Consider the following 18,911-nt stretch of genomic DNA (forward strand, 5'->3'; position numbering starts at 1 on the left):
GTGTTTACTCTTTTTCTGTTTCTTTTTTAATCAATGACGTCAGTTGCGGTCTAAAGCGGTTATGTTTTACCACTCGAATTTGTTCCCGCATCCCATGTAAACTCTCTGTTTGAATATTTAAAACTGTCGAAGCGACAGCATCAACATTCTTTTTCATTACTTTGCCCCAGCCATCAACGGCTAAGGTATGTCCCCATGTTCTACGGGTTCCATGCACACCAACCTGAGCAGGTGCGAGTATAAAGCATTGGTTCTCAATCGCTCTTGCTCTTAACAATGGCTCCCAATGTGCTTTGCCGGTATAACGTGTGAAAGCGGCAGGGACAGAAATAATTTCAGCACCTTGCTCACGCAAAGCCTGAAATAAGCCAGGGAAACGAAGATCATAACAAATCGTCATCCCTAAGCGACCGACGGGTGTATCCACCACTGTAATGTGTTCGCCGCGCTGATAAATCACAGACTCATTATAAGTCCCCTGTTCATCTTCAATATTCACGTCAAACATATGAATTTTGTCATAACGCGCCTGAATTTTTCCTTGGGAGTCGATTAAAATACTGCTGCTCGTAATCCGCTCAGGATCTTCACGGCTAATCAATGGCATTGAACCAATGAGGATCCATACCTTATAGCGTTTTGCCATCGTCGCGATAGCTTCTTGCAGAGGACCTTGTCCTTCTATTTCAGCTTGCTTACGGTAAGTCGCCGCATCCGCAAACAACAATGCATTTTCAGGTGTCAATACTAGCTCAACAGTCTCTGGCAACTGCTTAATTTGCTGCTCAATCTGTGCCAAATTATGTTTAGTATTTTTACCGCTGCATAACTGCAAAAGTGCAACATTGCCATTTTTCATTACTCTTGAGTCTCCTTTAGCTGACGCAATACTTCATCAATTTTTGGTTCATCCAAGCTTCCTGTTACACGATAACGTATTACAGAAATTTTGCTCCATAACGGACCAAGGACTTTTGATGCAGCAAATACTGCTGCTCCTGCAAATGGGTTAACTGCAAATGCTGTTGCTACTCCTACTGTAGCAGATATTTCGGGAGTCACTACTGCTTCACCATTAATTTGGCGTTTCACCAAATCAATTTCCCCACTTAACGCAATATCTGCCACTAACCCATCAATGTATACATCTTTTGTTGATAGGATACCATTATGGATCTTGGCGCTGCCTTTAATTGAATCAAAGTCGAAGTCATTACTGAAGGTATCGCGAAAATCAAATTGAAGCTTGCGCAATAGTGCATCAAAGCTCACAAGGCGTAACAACTGCCCAGCTCTTCCCCCGCCCATTTTAGCAATCGCACCTTTACCTAGCTTGGTCGACAATTTGCCATCAAGGGTGGCAATATCTGGAGACCATGGAACATCTTGCCAGTTTAATTGAAAGTCAATGGTATAAGGTGCATCAATAATTGGCACTAAAACACCATAGTAGGCTGCCGTATTATCAAATTGCTCGCCGCTTAGTGAGCCTGCAATCTGTGTCCGATTTTGTTGGCCACTTTGCCAAACTGCATCTAATTTTAATTGATTGACGCTATTGGTTAATGTTCCACCACTCAGTTGCAAGGTATTACCTTGAGGCAGCAAGTGAGCGTTGATCTTGCCTAACTTTTGTCCACCTGCCCAACAATCTTGGCAATGAATCGTCATTTCAGGCCAATAGCTAAAATCAAATGAAGCGCTATCATTACTGCTCGTGGTTTGTTGTCCCGGAAATGCGGTTGGATTGTAATACAGATAATCGATATTTAGTGCCCATGGTTGATTAGCAAAGATCTGGAGTTCACCTTTCAGGTTTTCGCTTGAAACCTTTATCAGTTGCTCTTCAGCTAACAAGCTAAATGAAAGATCTATGTTTTTCCATGCCTGACCACCTAAAGACAGGGAAGGTGTTTTCACCGTCACCGTCTCAGGTAAGCGAATATCGAATGGCTGACTTTTTTGTTTTGGTGAAAATAGGGTATCAAGGGTTTTAAACCAATTTGGGTTAGTGATAGGCGGTAAATCTGCCAATAACGTCGATGACTTAGGTAATTCGGGGGCTTTTCCCTGCCATTGAGCAACTGTCGCTTTATCTAACCCTAATTTCGTTCCACTCAAATCCCATTGGCTATTAAAACCAACACGTTGACCAATATCACCGCCAATCACAAGGTGGTCCGTTGAGCCTTGAGCCGTCGCATTCATTGAACCTAACTCTTTTAATAAATGGTCATCCAAAGCAGGTAAACGACTTTTTAATTTATCTAGCCCTGCCTTGAAAGCGACTTTCAGTGCCATTTTTTCGCTTGCCGCATTCGGTAATAATATTTCAATTTGGCTGCTCCAATCACTGCTGCCAGCAAGCTTTTGTTTTATGGAGTCAGGTAATTGCGTAATCTTTGCGAGATCCCAATTTCCTTTCAAATCCACATTTACTTGATAATTTTTGGGGTTATCCTGAGTGGAAAAGTCTATTGCTACCGGTTGACCAAACCAATGCCCTGCTAACCTGTTGCCAACTAAGTTGCCATTATTGAATTGGAAACTTCCACTTAGGGCCGTCAGTTTGCTCGCAATTGGCTTAATAAATAGGTCATTTTTATCTAAATAAACCTGCCCTTTGGCAACCACCTTTTTACCTGCCGATAGTGGAATGGATAATCCAAGCTCCCCTTTCACACTACCGCCAATTTGTAATTCGTCTAGTGTGTCACCAATCGAGTGTTTCATTGGTGTTGTGGTGAAATATTGTTGAATTTGAGAACCTGTTCCCGCGAGATCCGCATTAATAAACAGCATCTCATCTTGATATTCAGGAATGTCTGCCGTTAAATTTGTCGCAATCGCATCGCCCAATTTAACTTTTTCGGCACGCATCGCCAAACTGGAACGTTGGAAATCAAGATTAATATCAAGGTCAAATAGCGCAGGCCAGCCTTCATCATATTCAAACGTGGCATTATGTAATGGTACGAATACCTGAAACTGTCCATCGTTACCATAAAATGGAAAATGTGCAGGATCCCCTTTAAACACCAGAGTAGCTTCATCGACTTTCCCTGCAATGATGGCTTTGGATAAGTAATCCGCTAGCTCTTGCCCCATCAGTTTTTGAGGGAAATAGCGCCATGCATCACCAGCATCAGTCACACTAATGCCAGCTAATATGCTCAGGTCACTCTCATCACGCTTTTTCGAGGTTAAAAAGTTAAATTGGCCGTTAGCCCAGACTGAGATAGCTTGGACATCAATGCTATCGCTCCATAGTCTGAACTGGCTGTCATCATTTTGCCAATAAAAACGCCCAACCGCCTTGCTCACTTTAAACGGCGCTTTAAATTCTGGCTCATAGTCAACTTCACTATTTTCTAGTGAGGCATCCAAAACACCTCGTTGCATATTGCCCACTAAAACCCCGGTAAAGTGGTCAACTGAAGGCAATTGCTTCCATTTTTTCCAGCTAACATTCTGCCAGTCCATATCGATTTGTGTATGGTCGAGTTGTTCTGGCGTGATATCCAAAGAAAAAGCAGATAATACCCCTTTAGGTTGGCGGTGCTGCCAATCTTGTACCGTTTCAGGAGTTACAAATGAGAACGTGGGTAATACTTCACTTAAGCGTTCTAGCTCAATATTTTTAGCTCGGATACGCCAATGGTCTTGTTGGTTATATTTCATCGATGAGGGAAGATACAGCACCGAAACACTGCCATTTGGCCAAATATATTCGTTTGTTTTTAATGTATTTAGCTCAGGAATGTTAAATAACCATCCTTCACCCTGTCTTCTCATTCGAATCAATAAATCATTAACTTGTAGGTTCTGGGCTAAAGGCGCCTCTCCCCAGTTGGCTTCACCTTGGCGTAACTGTAGTAACCCGCTATCAATACGATTATTTTTAATACTCACCCAAGAAGATAAGCTGAAATTAGCGTCGCGTAGTCCTGTATTTTCGCGTAACCACCGGCTAAGCCATGGTTGCATATCAATGTTATCGGCTTGCAGATAGACAGTGCCGTCACTCAAGATGCCATTTTTATCTTTCACATCCAGTTTGACCTGCAAAAAACCATGCTGCTTATTAATCGTCTCTAGGCTAACAAAGCCTTGAGCACGATGACGCTCTTGTTCATTAAGCCATGTTAACTCAGGTAAAATAAGCGTCGTTTTTTGTTCTGAAGGAGTGAGAAATGTGAGTTGGCTATTTTTCAGCGTAAAATGATTAAACTGTTTTAAAAATAGCCCTTCAATGCCGTCGCTATCGATCGGTTCAGCGCTGCCTTCGAAACTAAAAGGCACCTTATAATCCACATCAAGTTGATAAAAGGTAATATCTCGAAAACGCCATGTTAAAGAAAGAATAGAGCGCCAAATATCCAGTTCAATCGCAATTTTGCTGGCTGTTGCATCAACCTCAGGGTTATGAACAACCACATCCCTCAAGGTAAAAACAGGTCCAAAAGATTGCCAAGCACCTTCTATCTCACCAATTTGTAGTGAGATATCCGTATTTTTTTCAATATAAGCAATAATGCCTTGCTGATAATGATTAACATTCGGTAAGAAGAAACGTAGCCCTGTTAACAGCAATGCACAAAGCAGCAGCACGATAGCCGTGGTCATCCATACTACTCTTGGCAGTCGTTTCACCCGTTTCTCCTTCAAGTAAACACTACATCATGATGACGTCAAATTGTTCCTGACTGTATAAAGACTCAGTCTGAACTTTAACCTGCTTACCAACAAAGATTTCAACTTCGGCTAAAGCATGAGATTCATCACCCATCAGTGCATCAACCACCGCTTGAGAAGCATAAACTAAGAACCTATCTGCATCGATAGTACGATGAACACGCACAATTTCTCGCAGAATCTCATAACACACGGTCTCAACAGATTTAACCGTTCCTCTACCTTGACAGGTCGGACACACATCACATAACACATGCTCAAGGCTCTCACGTGTACGCTTGCGTGTCATTTCAACAAGCCCCAATTGAGAAAAACCATTAATCGTGGTTTTCACCTTATCCTTACTCAATGCTTGTTCCAAAGAGGCCAGAACGCGGCGGCGATGTTCCAAATCACCCATATCGATGAAATCAATGATAATGATCCCACCCAAATTTCTGAGTCGTAACTGACGAGCGATAGCTTGAGTGGCTTCTATATTGGTATTAAATATAGTCTCTTCGAGATTACGATGGCCAACAAATGCCCCGGTATTAATATCGATAGTGGTCATCGCTTCTGTTTGATCGATAATCAGATAACCACCCGATTTCAGCTCAACTTTACGATCCATTGCGCGCTGAATTTCATTCTCAACATCGAACAAATCAAAGATAGGCTGATTGCCTTGATACAATTCAAGCTTAGCCGTCATTTCAGGAACATATTCATCAATAAATTCTTGTAACTGCTTATAGGTTAGACGAGAATCTACGCGAATTCTATCCAATGAAGCGCCAGCGAAATCACGAATTATCCGGTAAGCGAGTGACAATTCACCATAAATTTTAGTGCGAGTGATATTACGTTTCTTACGTTCAATCACTTTTGCCCATAAACGTTTGAGGAAAGCGGCATCTTGCTTCACTTCATCTTCGCCCACCCCTTCCGCGGCGGTACGTATAATAAAGCCACCGTTTTCATCACAATATTGAGACACACACTCTTTTAAACGTTCGCGTTCACTTTCACTCTCGATACGCTGTGATACCCCGACATGGGATGCGCCGGGCATGAAGACCAAGTAACGCGACGGTAAGGTAATATCCGTGGTGAGTCTTGCACCTTTGGTTCCTAGCGGATCTTTCACCACTTGGACAATGAGGTCTTGTCCTTGCTTAACCAGTTCCGCAATATCTCTAACATGAAAGTTTTTCTGCTCTTCACCCGCAATACATTCAGTGTGTGGCATGATATCAGACGCATGCAAAAAAGCGGCTTTATCGAGACCAATATCAACAAAGGCCGCCTGCATACCGGGCAACACACGGCTCACACGACCTTTGTAAATATTCCCTACAATTCCTCTTTTTGCCTCTCGCTCTACATGTATTTCTTGCAAAACACCGCCATCTATATAAGCTACGCGCGTTTCAGATGGTGTAACATTTACTAATAACTCAGCAGTCATGACATCCCCTTACCATCACTTAGCGCTAAAAATCGTTGTATTAATTCATCTGTTTCTACTAAAGGTAAACCGACAACCGCATGGTAACTGCCATTAATTCGCCTAACATAGCATCCCCCCTTTCCTTGTATTCCATATGCACCGGCTTTATCCATTGGCTCCCCTGATTTGATATAATCCTTTATTTCCGCTACAGATAATTCGCGGAACGTCACATCTGTCACAACGAGATGCGTCAATGTGTGATCCTTGTTTGAGATTGCGACAGCGGTCATCACTTGGTGCGTATTGCCAGAAAGGGATAACAACATTTCTTGTGCATGTTGCTCGTTACGGGGCTTCTCTAAAATTTGATTATTAAGAACAACAATTGTATCAGCGCCAATGACAGGATAATCGTTGGCGGCTATTTTGACGCCAGCCTGTGATTTTTCTCGAGCCAAACGTTGCACATAAGCTTCTGGGGTTTCACCCTCTTGCCATTGTTCCTCAACGACAGGGCTCAATATATCAAAGTGATAACCCAGTAATTGCACTAATTCTCTTCTTCGTGGTGAACCAGAAGCTAAATAGATATAACTCATAAACGATATCCTAGAGATAATTGCCCGCCGCTAAAATCTTAACACACTGAAAACTGACGGCGAATTTTCCGTAATAGCAAAAACAACCATGGCCACAGGATACCATTCACAAGACTATTCCAGAATACTTGTGGGTGGAATAATACTTGTGAAGAAACAAATTCTGCCCAAAATACCGTCATATCCAATATCACGGTCAGTAAGACAATCATTAAGGCTTGCTGCCACAGCGCCATATTTCTCAGTAACTGGTATTTGTAAGAGACAAGATAGCAGATAATGCTGTAAGAAAGGGCATGAACCCCTAGCGCTGAACCTTGAATAGAATCAACGATGATACCAAGAATAAAGCTTGTGCCAACACTGACACGATGTGGCAACGCCATCACCCAATAAATCAAGATCAACAATAGCCACGATGGCCTGTAAAACGTAAATTGTTCAGGCCATGGTATCACTTGTAAAATCAATGCGATGAAAAAAGAGATCCAGATAATACTGCGACCATTACCACGATATTCATCCATTTAGCTTACCCTCTTTTACCCATAGCCATTGCACCTTCCTTTATGGTTGGGCTTCCTGAGACAGTGATGGAGGTAATGGTGGTCCCTGAATTTCACTAGGATTTGGTAATACCTGTGGGAGCACCTTCATCAGACGCTCATTCGCAGCACGATATACCTCAGAAGGCTGTAATGGTGTAACGGTATCATTGTCATTACCCCATAATAGCAACAAATAACGTAAGCGTTGTAACTCAGCACTCGGGCGCGCACTAATGATCGTATAAGCTCGCTGAGTATCATGCTTCACGTTTGAGACAACAGCGACTGGGTATCCTTCAGGGAAACGCCCACCAAGCCCTGACGTCACCAGTACATCACCAACACGAATATCGGTATTTTCAGGTAGTGGCTCTAACTGTAAATCATCTGCACAGCCAGAACCGGCGGCTATCACACGAATATCATTACGTAACACTTGAACCGGCAGGGCATGCGTAGTATCGCAAATCAATAAAACACGGCTACTAAACTGGCTGACGCCAACAACTTGCCCCACAACACCTTTATCACTGATAACGGGCTGCCCTTCATAGACGTTATCATTCTCACCTTTGTCGATAACGACTTGATCACGATAAGGGGTATTGGCACCAGAAATGACCTGAGTCACCATCATATGTTCGTCTTGGCGCAGGGGCGACCCGAGAAGCTCTCGAAGACGTGAGTTTTCTTGCTTGAGTTGCTCTAACAAAAGACTATCGGCTTTTTTTAATAGCAACTCTTGACGTAATGCCTTGTTTTCAAATTGAAGTTGCTCTCGTAAGGCGAAATTTTCCGACACATTATCAAGAAACTGACGCGGGCCATTCGCCAAAAAGTAAAATGGGCTGACCGCCGTGTCTAAATAGTTACGGATTTTATTGAAAGGCTCAAAACGATGGTCAATCACTACCAGTGCTATTGCGGCAATGACAGCAATAAAAATACGCAACTGGAGCGATGGCCCTCGCCTAAAAATCGGCTTCATGTATGGCTGAGTTTCACTAAATTCAGAGGAACAAAAATAGGCAAAGCAGCAGCTGGGGTAACAACCCCAGCTTGCCTATGGCGTTATTTAGTCTTCGCTAAACAGATCACCGCCGTGCATATCGATCATCTCTAATGCCTTGCCACCACCTCGAGCAACGCAAGTTAAAGGATCTTCTGCAACAATAACAGGGATACCTGTCTCTTCCATGAGTAAGCGATCAAGGTTGCGAAGCAGTGCTCCACCCCCCGTCAATACCATACCACGCTCTGAAATATCAGAGGCTAATTCAGGAGGACATTGCTCTAATGCTAACATCACAGCGCTAACAATCCCCGTTAGTGGCTCTTGTAATGCCTCTAAAATCTCATTTGAGTTCATTTTGAAGCCGCGAGGAACACCTTCAGCAAGGTTACGTCCACGCACTTCAATTTCATAGACTTCATCAGTTGGATAAGCTGAACCAATGCCGTGTTTAATACGCTCAGCCGTTGCTTCACCGATTAAAGAACCATAATTGCGACGCACATAGTTAATGATTGCTTCATCAAAGCGGTCACCACCAATGCGAACAGAAGAAGAATACACAACACCGTTCAATGAGATAACAGCAACTTCAGTCGTGCCACCACCAATATCAACCACCATTGAACCCGTTGCTTCAGAAACTGGTAAGCCAGCACCAATTGCGGCTGCCATCGGCTCTTCAATCAAAAAGACTTCACGTGCGCCTGCGCTCAACGCGGATTCACGAATCGCTTTACGCTCAACTTGCGTTGCACCAACAGGTACGCAAACCAACACTCGTGGGCTTGGACGAAGAAAACTATTGCTATGCACCTGTTTGATAAAATGCTGCAACATTTTTTCAGTTAAGAAAAAGTCAGCAATAACACCATCTTTCATCGGTCTTATTGCGGAAATATTGCCTGGTGTACGCCCCAGCATTTGCTTAGCTTCACCACCTACGGCTGCGACGCTCTTTGGCGTGCCAGAACGATCTTGGCGAATAGCGACAACAGAAGGTTCATTTAATTTTACGCCTTGTCCTTTGACATAAATGAGGGTATTGGCCGTACCCAAGTCAATTGACAGGTCATTAGAAAACATGCCACGAAATTTTTTAAACATAACGAAAGGGTTATCCTGCAAGCTGGGGACGAATAAAAACCCGTCTACTCTACCAACCACTTGAAGCTGTCTCAAGGCGTTAATGAGCCGCTTCAAAAAATATGGTTAATCCATCTGTTGTTACAGTATAAATTACTGTACATGCCTCTTTTGAAAACGAAGCAGATAACAACCTTTAAAAATAGCCATTAATTGGTGAGTAAATTTAACTTATTTATGAATGAATAAATCTATCAACAGCTAATCGCTCTTTGGTTGTTATATACGCCGTCTTCTGTTCCACCCTGTGTTGACAAGTTTTTATAGCTACAAGTTCAAATAAATTTCTTGTTATTTTTTTATTGTTGCACATCGACCAACTTCACAGCTAAATATGTGCATTTTCTGTATGTTAGTTACATAAACCACCAAATGACCTATGTAATATTACCTATGCACAAACAGAAACCTTCTTAACGTGATATTCTGCACGATAAAACAGTATTTATGCCAGAAAAAATTACATTTTTACAAATTAATTACAATAACAACAATACTACCATCACAACTTAATTAACATCGATGAAAGTACTAAAGTTGATATCATCAATTATACTCAATTTTACTCGGAAAATTCCCATATAAAATTAGGAGCGAAGTATGAAAGCCCTCGTCCTACAGAAAGAAAATGACCAGCTAACAACCAAAATACAGACCATTCCTACCGAGCAACTCCCCGCAGGTGATGTTATCGTTGATATTCATTGGTCTACATTAAATTATAAAGATGCCTTAGCCATCAATGGCAAAGCCGGTATTGTCCGCCAATATCCCATGGTGCCTGGTATTGATTTTTCGGGTGTGGTACATCATAGCGAGGATCCTCGTTTTAGCGTTGGGCAACATGTTTTACTCACCGGTTGGGGCGTAGGCGAAACACATTGGGGTGGACTCGCAACTCGGGCTCGAGTGCCTGCTAATTTCCTCACCCCGCTTCCTGAACATCTGTCATTACGCCAAGCCATGATCATTGGCACTGCCGGTTTTACAGCCATGCTGTGCGTTAACGCATTAGAGGATGCGGGGATAACGCCAGATAAAGGGGAAGTGATCGTCAGTGGAGCCAGTGGAGGAGTTGGTTCCACCGCAATCCAACTATTATCATCCCTTGGCTACGATGTGGTCGCGATTTCTGGTCGCCAAGAAAATAGTGATTACTTGCAGCAAATCGGTGCCAAAAGCGTGTTACCTCGCAGTGAATTTACGTCGCCCGCGAAACCCTTAGACAAACAACATTGGGCGGGGGCTATCGATACCGTTGGCGGAGATGTACTGGCAAATATACTGGCACAAACGCACTACAACGGTGCCGTTGCTGCTTGTGGCCTGGCGGGCGGTTTTTCACTTCCTACCACCGTCATGCCATTTATATTGCGTAATATTCGTCTACAAGGTATCGATTCTGTTTATTACCCTGCCGCAAAACGCCCAGCAGTGTGGCAGCGCCTTTCTCAATTACTTCCTGAGTCATTTTATACGCATATCACATGCGAAATCACTTTGGAACAATCCATCGAGTATGCACAAAAGTTCTTAAAAAATCAGATTACAGGGCGTACACTTGTTAATGTTTTAAGTGCATAAAATACAACGTGTGCGGATAAATTCAAAAATTTGGATTGCCGCACAATTCAAAAAATAAGTTCGGGTAATTTCTCTGATAAGACCAGTATTTTGCTGTCATATGCCACGAAATAATTATAATAGTGTTTTTTATCCGTAAAGATTTCATTTATTTTTATGATAAAAGATGACAAACCATCAACATCAGGTTATGTTGTCAGGTTATTGACATATCGTCGGAGTTAGCAACACAATGACAGAAGATACTCACATTTTACTCCTCAATGGACCGAATCTAAATCTACTTGGTACTAGAGAGCCTGACAAATACGGCAATCTCACGCTAGTAGACATAGTTTCCAAACTAACGGCGGAAGCGGAACATCTAGGCGTAAAATTGAGTCATTTTCAGTCGAATGCAGAGCACGAATTGATAGATAAAATTCATGCAGCAAGGGATAACGTCGATTTTATCCTGATTAATCCAGCTGCATTCACGCATACAAGTGTTGCCCTGCGTGATGCATTGTTAGCAGTTGCACTCCCGTTTATCGAGATTCACCTGTCTAATGTGCACGCCAGAGAACCATTTCGCCATCACTCCTATCTCTCCGATAAAGCTGTCGGCGTAATTTGTGGTCTTGGCGCTGATGGTTACAGTTTCGCGTTACAGGCAGCGGTTAACCGTCTGTCATCAATTAATTAAATCCAAATATAAGAGTACGGAATCATATCCATGGATATTCGTAAAATTAAAAAGCTGATCGAGCTGGTTGAAGAGTCTGGCATTTCTGAACTGGAGATTTCTGAAGGTGAAGAATCAGTACGTATCAGCCGTGTTTCAGCGACTTCTCAGGTTATGTCGGCACCTCAACAATTTTATTCAGCTCCAGCTGCACAACCTGCATTAGCAGCGGCTGTTGCACCGGCTCAAGAAGCACCTGCTGCAACGCCATCCACCGCACCTGCGGCTGTATCGGGTCATCAAGTACGCTCTCCAATGGTTGGTACTTTCTACCGCTCACCAAGTCCAGAAGCAAAACCATTTATTGAAGTTGGACAAACTGTCAATGTTGGCGATCCACTTTTCATCATTGAAGCGATGAAAATGATGAACCAAATTGAAGCAGAAAAAGCAGGTGTTGTGAAAGCAATCCTGGCACAGAACGGTGAGCCAATTGAATATGACCAGCCGTTGGTTGTTATCGAATAACGAGGCGTTTCCATGCTGGAAAAAATTGTCATTGCTAACCGTGGCGAAATCGCACTACGTATTCTTCGAGCCTGTAAAGAATTAGGTATCAAGACCGTAGCTGTTCACTCCGCGGCAGATAGTGATCTAAAACATGTGTTGTTGGCTGACGAAACTATTTGTATCGGTCCAGCCGCATCCACAAAAAGCTACCTGAACATTCCCGCTATCATTTCAGCGGCAGAAATTTCAGGTGCTCAAGCTATTCACCCAGGATATGGTTTCCTGTCTGAGAATGCTGATTTTGCAGAACAAGTTGAGCGTTCAGGGTTTATTTTTATCGGACCTAAAGCTGAAACCATCCGCCTAATGGGCGACAAAGTTTCCGCTATCGAGGCGATGAAACTTGCAGGTGTACCTTGCGTCCCCGGTTCCGATGGCCCTCTTGGCAGCGATACAGACAAAAACCGAGCTATCGCACAGCGTATCGGTTACCCAGTGATCATTAAAGCATCGGGTGGCGGTGGTGGTCGTGGTATGCGTGTCGTACGCCATGAAAAAGACTTAGATTCATCAATCAGCCTAACCCGTGCCGAAGCTAAAGCGGCTTTCAACAACGATATGGTTTATATGGAAAAATTCCTTGAAAACCCTCGTCACGTTGAAATCCAAGTTATGGCTGATGGCCAAGGTAATGCTATCTATTTAGCAGAACGCGATTGTTCAATGCAACGTCGCCACCAGAAAGTCGTTGAAGAGGCACCTGCGCCGGGTATCACGCCTGAAGTTCGCCGTAGTATCGGTGAGCGTTGTGCAAATGCCTGTATCGAAATCGGCTACCGCGGTGCGGGAACATTCGAATTCCTGTATGAAAACGGTGAGTTCTACTTTATTGAGATGAACACCCGTATTCAAGTTGAGCATCCTGTAACAGAAATGATTACGGGTGTTGACTTAATTAAAGAACAGCTACGTGTTGCTTCAGGCTTACCGTTGTCTGTCAAACAGGAAGATATCGTTGTTCACGGTCATGCGATTGAATGCCGTATCAACGCAGAAGATCCAAACACCTTTATGCCTAGCCCAGGTAAGATCACTCGTTTCCATTCTCCGGGTGGCTTTGGTGTGCGTTGGGAGTCCCATATTTATGCAGGCTATACCGTGCCTCCATATTATGACTCAATGATTGGTAAGCTGATCACCTATGGTGAAACTCGTGAAATTGCGATTGTGCGTATGAAAAACGCACTGAATGAGCTTATCATCGATGGTATCAAAACCAACATTGAACTACACCAAATGATCATGAATGATGAAAACTTCCAAAAAGGTGGTACTAACATCCACTATTTGGAGAAAAAATTAGGTATTCAAGAATAATATTCTGAATCACTAAAATAATTCTTTCATTCATCAAATACCGGAAAACACCCTTTCCGGTATTTTTTTGCATCATGAGCAAGAGCTATTTAATATAGTCATTCATTACAATCAATCCAACCAACACAGTGAATAATCGCCATGGCCTTCAAACATCATGATTGGAAAAATATTGGCAAAACACCGGACTACCGCTTTTCCCTAGCAAATGAAAGAACCTTCCTTGCGTGGATACGAACCGCATTGGCCTTGTTAGCAGGGGCAATCGCTATCGAACAGCTACTGCAAGACTCTTGGTTAAAAACCTTATTAGCGCTTTTTCTGTCATCGGCTGGCGGCATTACCGCAATCATGGCACTGTATCGTTGGCGACAAAACGAGATTGCAATGCGTAAAGAGGAACCTTTGAAATATACCTCTTTTCTCACCATGATGAGCCTGTTTATTGTCTCTATCGCCTTAATTTCCTTACTTTACATCTTACTATAGGTATAGTGATGCGTGACCCTGGCTTACAACCAGAAAGAACACAACAAGCTTGGAGCCGAACTTTACTGCTATTGGCGATCAATGGATTGCTTTTTTTTCGCTTGGGATTATTAGCGTCGTCATGGCTTATGTTTTCTGCTGCACTGATTGCTATCACGCTACTGGGTATCATTAGCTGCAAAAGACATATTTCACGCTCTTATCAAAACAATGGACTAAAAATTGATAGTGCACTTTTTCTCTACATCACTGCGTTCGCTATCTTCGCGATGTCGATTCTATTTATCCTCTCTCTATTCGTAGACAAATAATCCCTATTACCCTACATACACGCCATATTATTCGATGACAAATCGAACATATTCAATAGCCTTTATCGGTTTTTTTACACACATCCCTAGGTTTGTCGTACAATCGCTGATTATTTTTATTTCTATGAGGGGGAAATACGTATGGATAAACGTTTTCTTCAATCAAATAAGGAAGCCCGCTGGTCATTCTATCTGACCATCGCCTATTTAATTGGGTGGGTAATCTGTGCCTATCTTCCAAGCAATACCATTGGAATTACAGGCTTACCTGTATGGTTTGAATGGTCCTGTCTCATTCTACCCATCATTTTCATTTTACTGTGTATTATGATGGTCAACATTATTTTTAAAGATATTCCATTGGAGGACAAGGATGCAGACTGAAGTCCTACTCCCTCTAATAGGCTATCTCGCTTTGGTATTTCTGCTATCTGTGTACGCTTATCGCAAACGCACACAGGGAGCTTTCCTCAATGAGTACTTCCTCGGTAATCGTTCGATGGGTGGCTTTGTACTTGCAATGACCATCACCGCGACCTATGTGAGCGCCAGTTCCTTTATTGGTGGACCAGGAGCTGCCTATAAATACGGTTTAGGCTGGGTGCTACTGGCGATGATCCAATTACCCGCGATCTGGTTATCGTTAGGCGTACTTGGTAAAAAATTTGCTATTTTAGCTCGCCGATATAATGCCGTAACATTGAATGATATGTTGTACGCACGTTATCAAAGCCGCTTTTTAGTCTGGTTTGCAAGCCTCAGCCTGCTGGTGGCTTTTTTCGGTGCGATGACCGTGCAATTTATTGGGGGAGCCAGATTGCTCGAAACCGCAGCCGGTATCCCTTATACCTATGGCTTAATCATTTTTGGTGTCTCAATCGCGCTCTATACCGCGATTGGTGGTTTCCGTGCTAGTGTGCTCAATGATGCCTTACAAGGCCTTGTTATGCTGCTAGGAACAGTGATTTTACTCGTCGCCATTATCTACCATGCTGGTGGACTCAGTGCAGCAGTCGGAAAAATACAGACCATTGACCCTAAATTGGTATCAGTAGAAGGCGCCGATGATATTTTGAGCGCACCTTTCCTTGCGTCTTTCTGGATTTTAGTTTGCTTTGGCGTTATTGGGCTACCACACACCGCAGTGCGCTGTATCTCCTATAAAGACAGTAAAGCTGTTCATCGTGGTATTATTTTAGGCACGATAGTCATGGCAATGTTGATGTTTGGTATGCACTTTGCCGGAGCATTAGGCCGTGCAATTCTGCCAGACCTCACTATCCCTGATCAGGTTATCCCAACATTGATGGTACAAGTATTGCCCCCATTTGCGGCCGGTATTTTTTTAGCGGCGCCAATGGCAGCGATCATGTCCACCATCAACGCACAACTACTGCAATCATCAGCAACCATAGTTAAAGATATCTATTTAAGTGCGGCGCCAGCACAAATTCGAAATGAGAAAAAGCTGGCTCGTATTTCCAGTTTTTCAACCTTGATACTGGGGGCTTTGCTGCTCTTTGCCGCATGGGATCCGCCAAAAATGATTATTTGGCTTAACTTATTGGCGTTTGGTGGACTGGAAGCCGTCTTTTTATGGCCACTTGTGCTAGGCCTCTATTGGGAAAAAGCCAATAGTAAAGGTGCTATCAGCGGTATGGTCGTTGGTGGTGTCTCTTATGCACTACTGGCATCATTGAAAATCGAGCTGTTAGGCTTTCATGCCATTGTACCTTCATTGGTATTTAGCCTTATTGCTTTTATTATTGGTAATCTTTTCGGTAAAAATCCAGTACAATCGGCAGCCAATCAATTGGCTACGCCCGCAAAAAATTAAGTAAAAAGAGAATCACTATGCCTTGGATACAACTAAGACTTAACTCAACTGGACAACACGCCGAAGCACTTGGCGATGAACTCATTGAGAGCGGTGCCGTTTCGGTTACCTTTCAAGATAGCCATGACACCCCAGTATTCGAACCGCTCCCTGGAGAAACGCGTTTATGGGGGGATACTGATGTTATTGGCCTCTATGATGCAGAAACGGATATGAAAAGGGTTGTTGCACAATTAGAGAACAGCCCTCTTCTCGAAAAAGGTTTCATTCATAAAATCGAACAACTTGAAGATAAAGATTGGGAAAGAGAATGGATGGACAATTTTCATCCAATGCGCTTTGGGCAACGTCTTTGGATCTGTCCAAGCTGGCGAGATGTTCCTGATCCCAACGCCGTCAATGTGATGTTAGATCCCGGCCTTGCTTTTGGCACGGGAACTCACCCAACCACTTCATTATGCTTAGAGTGGCTAGACGGACTCGATCTTGAAGGTAAAACCGTTATCGACTTTGGTTGTGGATCCGGCATTCTTGCCATCGCAGCCTTGAAACTCGGTGCAGCGCAAGCCATTGGGATCGATATCGATCCTCAAGCCATAATCGCCAGTCGTGATAATGCTGAACGCAATGGTGTTTCAGAACGCTTATCACTCTACTTACCTAAGGATCAACCAAAAGAGCTACAAGCTGACGTGGTCGTCGCGAATATTTTAGCCGGCCCATTACGTGAGTTAGCACCTATGATCAGCGTACTGCCACGTTCAGGCGGTTTATTAGGGCTTTCAGGTGTTCTGGCTACACAAGCAGAAGGCGTTGCCGACGCATATCGTGAGCTATTTGCAATAGACCCCATCGCAGAAAAAGAGGAGTGGTGTCGTATCACTGGTGTCAAGCGTTTTTGATAAATTTATAATAAAAATCAGTGAATAATTTCTTTGAAATTGAAGCGGGAATAGATTATCTTATAGCTCAAATATTGTTCAACTGCTGGTGATTTTCTATCCTGCTTGAGATTTGAACAGGTCAACAATGATTTTTGTGGATTTGCTATAAATTCACTTAACCAGTTGTTATATAAGACTAATAATTGTTTCTTGAAAAAATCAAGATAAAAAAATTAGTAATAAATAACGGTTTGCTCAAAGTTTGTCCTTTCATATCTCGAAAAAAATGCGTAATATACGCGCCCTTGCAGTCACAGTATGGCCCCCTTTAGTTATGCGAATCGGACAATATCAGTTGCGAAACTGTCTTATTGCTGCCCCCATGGCAGGCATAACAGATAGACCATTCCGGTCCCTCTGTTATGACATGGGTGCGGGTATGACAGTCTCAGAAATGCTTTCTTCTAATCCACAGGTTTGGAAGACAGACAAATCGAGACTTAGAATGGTTCATCGCGATGAACCGGGGGTACGTTCCGTTCAAATAGCTGGCAATGATCCCGATGAAATGGCCGCAGCAGCTCAGATTAATGTTGAGAGTGGTGCCCAAATCATCGATATCAATATGGGCTGTCCAGCTAAAAAAGTGAATCGTAAGCTTGCGGGTTCAGCACTCTTACGTTATCCCGACTTGGTAGAGTCTATCCTGTCGGCGGTAGTGAAAGCAGTTGATGTTCCTGTCACACTGAAGATCCGCACAGGTTGGTCACCTGAAGAACGAAACTGCATAGAAATTGCCAAATTGGCCGAAGATTGTGGTATTCAAGCATTAACTATTCACGGCAGGACGCGTGCCTGTTTGTTCAATGGTGAAGCGGAGTACGACAATATACGGGCAGTTAAGCAGACTGTTGCCATTCCGGTTATTGCCAATGGCGACATTACTGACCCGCTTAAAGCCAGAGCTGTCTTGGATTACACAGGGGCGGATGCCCTGATGGTAGGACGAGCGGCTCAGGGAAGACCCTGGATCTTTCGGGAAATCCAGCATTATCTGGACACAGGTGAAATGTTGCCCCCCATGCCAATGGCAGAGGTGAAGCGCATTATGATAGCGCATGTACAGGAGTTGCACGACTTTTATGGTCAAGGCAAAGGAGCCCGTATAGCGCGCAAACATGTCTCTTGGTATTTGCAGGAGCATGCACCTGATGACCAGTTCCGGCGCTCATTCAACGCCATTGAGGACGCCAGCGAACAGCTGGAGGTGTTGGAAGCATTTTTTGAATACTTTGCGTAAATAAAGATAAGAGCTGACAGAACTATGTTCGAACAACGCGTAAATTCTGACGTACTAACCGTTGCTACTGTAAATTCACAAGATCAAGTAACTCAAAAACCATTGCGTGATTCAGTTAAGCAAGCACTGAAGAACTATTTTGCTCAATTAAACAATCAAGATGTTAACGATTTATATGAGCTGGTATTGGCTGAGGTAGAGCAGCCTTTGTTGGACATGGTTATGCAATATACCCGTGGAAACCAGACCCGTGCAGCCCTGATGATGGGTATCAACCGCGGTACGCTGCGTAAGAAACTGAAAAAATACGGCATGAACTAATCCTAGTCGGTTAATGCCGTGTTTTTAGAAGCACTTCTTGTTTTCAGGAAGTGCTTTTTTATGACCTAAATAAGTCATCTCACTATTGATAACCTCTCCCCACCTGAATATCGATTGATGCTATTTATTGTGCTCACGTTGCGCCCTTCAGCAATTTGAAAATACCTCGCATGTTCCGCTGCATACTAGAGACTATTTT

At 43.3% G+C, this 18,911-nt stretch carries 18 protein-coding genes; 11 read left to right on the plus strand and 7 right to left on the minus strand.

Annotated features, from left to right (window positions below; translation table 11 throughout):
• Window positions 1–4: 4 nt before the first annotated feature.
• The 7 genes from nit1 to M1F03_RS15865 form a co-directional block, all read right to left on the minus strand.
• On the minus strand, window positions 5–859 hold the full coding sequence (gene nit1 / locus M1F03_RS15835) for a deaminated glutathione amidase (protein ID WP_154624886.1): 855 nt from the start codon (window positions 857–859) through the stop codon (window positions 5–7).
• Window positions 859–4,653, minus strand: coding sequence for an AsmA2 domain-containing protein YhdP (yhdP, locus tag M1F03_RS15840; RefSeq protein ID WP_251464678.1), 3,795 nt, complete (start codon window positions 4,651–4,653; stop codon window positions 859–861). The genes nit1 and yhdP overlap by 1 nt, the downstream gene beginning before the upstream one ends.
• A 22-nt stretch (window positions 4,654–4,675) precedes the next feature.
• Window positions 4,676–6,145 (minus strand): ribonuclease G, encoded by a 1,470-nt coding sequence (gene rng, locus M1F03_RS15845; protein ID WP_154624884.1) that lies wholly within the window; start codon window positions 6,143–6,145, stop codon window positions 4,676–4,678.
• Window positions 6,142–6,729: a Maf family protein gene (locus M1F03_RS15850; RefSeq protein ID WP_154624883.1), complete on the minus strand. Its 588-nt coding sequence runs from the start codon at window positions 6,727–6,729 to the stop codon at window positions 6,142–6,144. The genes rng and M1F03_RS15850 overlap by 4 nt, the downstream gene beginning before the upstream one ends.
• 38 nt (window positions 6,730–6,767) lie before the next feature.
• Window positions 6,768–7,256 carry a rod shape-determining protein MreD gene (mreD, locus tag M1F03_RS15855; protein WP_154624882.1) on the minus strand — a complete coding sequence of 163 codons (489 nt, stop codon included), beginning with the start codon at window positions 7,254–7,256 and terminating at the stop codon, window positions 6,768–6,770.
• A gap of 40 nt (window positions 7,257–7,296) precedes the next feature.
• Window positions 7,297–8,265, minus strand: coding sequence for a rod shape-determining protein MreC (gene mreC / locus M1F03_RS15860; protein WP_154624881.1), 969 nt, complete (start codon window positions 8,263–8,265; stop codon window positions 7,297–7,299).
• A gap of 87 nt (window positions 8,266–8,352) precedes the next feature.
• Entirely contained in the window at window positions 8,353–9,396 is a 1,044-nt protein-coding gene (locus M1F03_RS15865; RefSeq protein WP_154635575.1) for a rod shape-determining protein, read from the minus strand.
• Between the two features lie 639 nt (window positions 9,397–10,035).
• Between M1F03_RS15865 and M1F03_RS15870 the strand changes: the two genes are divergently transcribed.
• The 11 genes from M1F03_RS15870 (at window position 10,036) to fis (ending at window position 18,712) form a co-directional block, all read left to right on the plus strand.
• The gene (locus M1F03_RS15870; RefSeq protein ID WP_196713630.1) at window positions 10,036–11,019 is read left to right on the plus strand and encodes an oxidoreductase; all 984 of its coding nucleotides are present in this window, start codon (window positions 10,036–10,038) and stop codon (window positions 11,017–11,019) included.
• Between the two features lie 232 nt (window positions 11,020–11,251).
• A complete protein-coding gene (gene aroQ, locus M1F03_RS15875; protein ID WP_154624878.1) occupies window positions 11,252–11,704 on the plus strand; it encodes a type II 3-dehydroquinate dehydratase in 453 nt (150 codons plus the stop codon).
• Window positions 11,705–11,734: 30 nt separating this feature from the next.
• Window positions 11,735–12,211 (plus strand): acetyl-CoA carboxylase biotin carboxyl carrier protein, encoded by a 477-nt coding sequence (accB, locus tag M1F03_RS15880; protein WP_154624877.1) that lies wholly within the window; start codon window positions 11,735–11,737, stop codon window positions 12,209–12,211.
• 12 nt (window positions 12,212–12,223) lie between these two features.
• Window positions 12,224–13,570 (plus strand): acetyl-CoA carboxylase biotin carboxylase subunit, encoded by a 1,347-nt coding sequence (gene accC, locus M1F03_RS15885; protein ID WP_154624876.1) that lies wholly within the window; start codon window positions 12,224–12,226, stop codon window positions 13,568–13,570.
• Between the two features lie 141 nt (window positions 13,571–13,711).
• Window positions 13,712–14,059 carry a YidH family protein gene (locus M1F03_RS15890; RefSeq protein WP_154624875.1) on the plus strand — a complete coding sequence of 116 codons (348 nt, stop codon included), beginning with the start codon at window positions 13,712–13,714 and terminating at the stop codon, window positions 14,057–14,059.
• An 8-nt stretch (window positions 14,060–14,067) separates the two neighbouring features.
• Entirely contained in the window at window positions 14,068–14,370 is a 303-nt protein-coding gene (locus M1F03_RS15895) for a DUF202 domain-containing protein (RefSeq protein WP_154624874.1), read from the plus strand.
• A 141-nt stretch (window positions 14,371–14,511) separates the two neighbouring features.
• Complete coding sequence (locus M1F03_RS15900; protein ID WP_154624873.1) at window positions 14,512–14,754, plus strand: YhdT family protein; 243 nt, start codon at window positions 14,512–14,514, stop codon at window positions 14,752–14,754.
• Window positions 14,744–16,207, plus strand: a complete 1,464-nt coding sequence (gene panF / locus M1F03_RS15905) for a sodium/pantothenate symporter (RefSeq protein WP_247047542.1) — start codon at window positions 14,744–14,746, stop codon at window positions 16,205–16,207. The genes M1F03_RS15900 and panF overlap by 11 nt, the downstream gene beginning before the upstream one ends.
• Window positions 16,208–16,224: 17 nt before the next feature.
• Window positions 16,225–17,109, plus strand: coding sequence for a 50S ribosomal protein L11 methyltransferase (prmA, locus tag M1F03_RS15910; protein WP_154624871.1), 885 nt, complete (start codon window positions 16,225–16,227; stop codon window positions 17,107–17,109).
• Between the two features lie 316 nt (window positions 17,110–17,425).
• A complete protein-coding gene (gene dusB / locus M1F03_RS15915; protein WP_154624870.1) occupies window positions 17,426–18,391 on the plus strand; it encodes a tRNA dihydrouridine synthase DusB in 966 nt (321 codons plus the stop codon).
• 24 nt (window positions 18,392–18,415) lie between these two features.
• Complete coding sequence (gene fis / locus M1F03_RS15920; protein ID WP_004258438.1) at window positions 18,416–18,712, plus strand: DNA-binding transcriptional regulator Fis; 297 nt, start codon at window positions 18,416–18,418, stop codon at window positions 18,710–18,712.
• The last annotated feature ends 199 nt before the right edge of the window (window positions 18,713–18,911 follow it).

Origin of the sequence: Providencia sp. PROV080, assembly GCF_033688105.1 — a bacterium.
Lineage (GTDB): Bacteria > Pseudomonadota > Gammaproteobacteria > Enterobacterales > Enterobacteriaceae > Providencia > Providencia zhejiangensis.

Bases quoted from the DNA above. Each gene is read 5' to 3' on its own strand.
- nit1 (WP_154624886.1), bottom strand. From the start codon at position 859: ATGAAAAATGGCAATGTTGCACTTTTGCAGTTATGCAGCGGTAAAAAT.
- rng (WP_154624884.1), bottom strand. From the start codon at position 6,145: ATGACTGCTGAGTTATTAGTAAATGTTACACCATCTGAAACGCGCGTA.
- M1F03_RS15850 (WP_154624883.1), bottom strand. From the start codon at position 6,729: ATGAGTTATATCTATTTAGCTTCTGGTTCACCACGAAGAAGAGAATTA.
- mreD (WP_154624882.1), bottom strand. From the start codon at position 7,256: ATGGATGAATATCGTGGTAATGGTCGCAGTATTATCTGGATCTCTTTT.
- mreC (WP_154624881.1), bottom strand. From the start codon at position 8,265: ATGAAGCCGATTTTTAGGCGAGGGCCATCGCTCCAGTTGCGTATTTTT.
- M1F03_RS15865 (WP_154635575.1), bottom strand. From the start codon at position 9,396: ATGTTTAAAAAATTTCGTGGCATGTTTTCTAATGACCTGTCAATTGAC.
- M1F03_RS15870 (WP_196713630.1), top strand. From the start codon at position 10,036: ATGAAAGCCCTCGTCCTACAGAAAGAAAATGACCAGCTAACAACCAAA.
- aroQ (WP_154624878.1), top strand. From the start codon at position 11,252: ATGACAGAAGATACTCACATTTTACTCCTCAATGGACCGAATCTAAAT.
- accB (WP_154624877.1), top strand. From the start codon at position 11,735: ATGGATATTCGTAAAATTAAAAAGCTGATCGAGCTGGTTGAAGAGTCT.
- accC (WP_154624876.1), top strand. From the start codon at position 12,224: ATGCTGGAAAAAATTGTCATTGCTAACCGTGGCGAAATCGCACTACGT.
- M1F03_RS15890 (WP_154624875.1), top strand. From the start codon at position 13,712: ATGGCCTTCAAACATCATGATTGGAAAAATATTGGCAAAACACCGGAC.
- M1F03_RS15895 (WP_154624874.1), top strand. From the start codon at position 14,068: ATGCGTGACCCTGGCTTACAACCAGAAAGAACACAACAAGCTTGGAGC.
- M1F03_RS15900 (WP_154624873.1), top strand. From the start codon at position 14,512: ATGGATAAACGTTTTCTTCAATCAAATAAGGAAGCCCGCTGGTCATTC.
- panF (WP_247047542.1), top strand. From the start codon at position 14,744: ATGCAGACTGAAGTCCTACTCCCTCTAATAGGCTATCTCGCTTTGGTA.
- prmA (WP_154624871.1), top strand. From the start codon at position 16,225: ATGCCTTGGATACAACTAAGACTTAACTCAACTGGACAACACGCCGAA.
- dusB (WP_154624870.1), top strand. From the start codon at position 17,426: ATGCGAATCGGACAATATCAGTTGCGAAACTGTCTTATTGCTGCCCCC.
- fis (WP_004258438.1), top strand. From the start codon at position 18,416: ATGTTCGAACAACGCGTAAATTCTGACGTACTAACCGTTGCTACTGTA.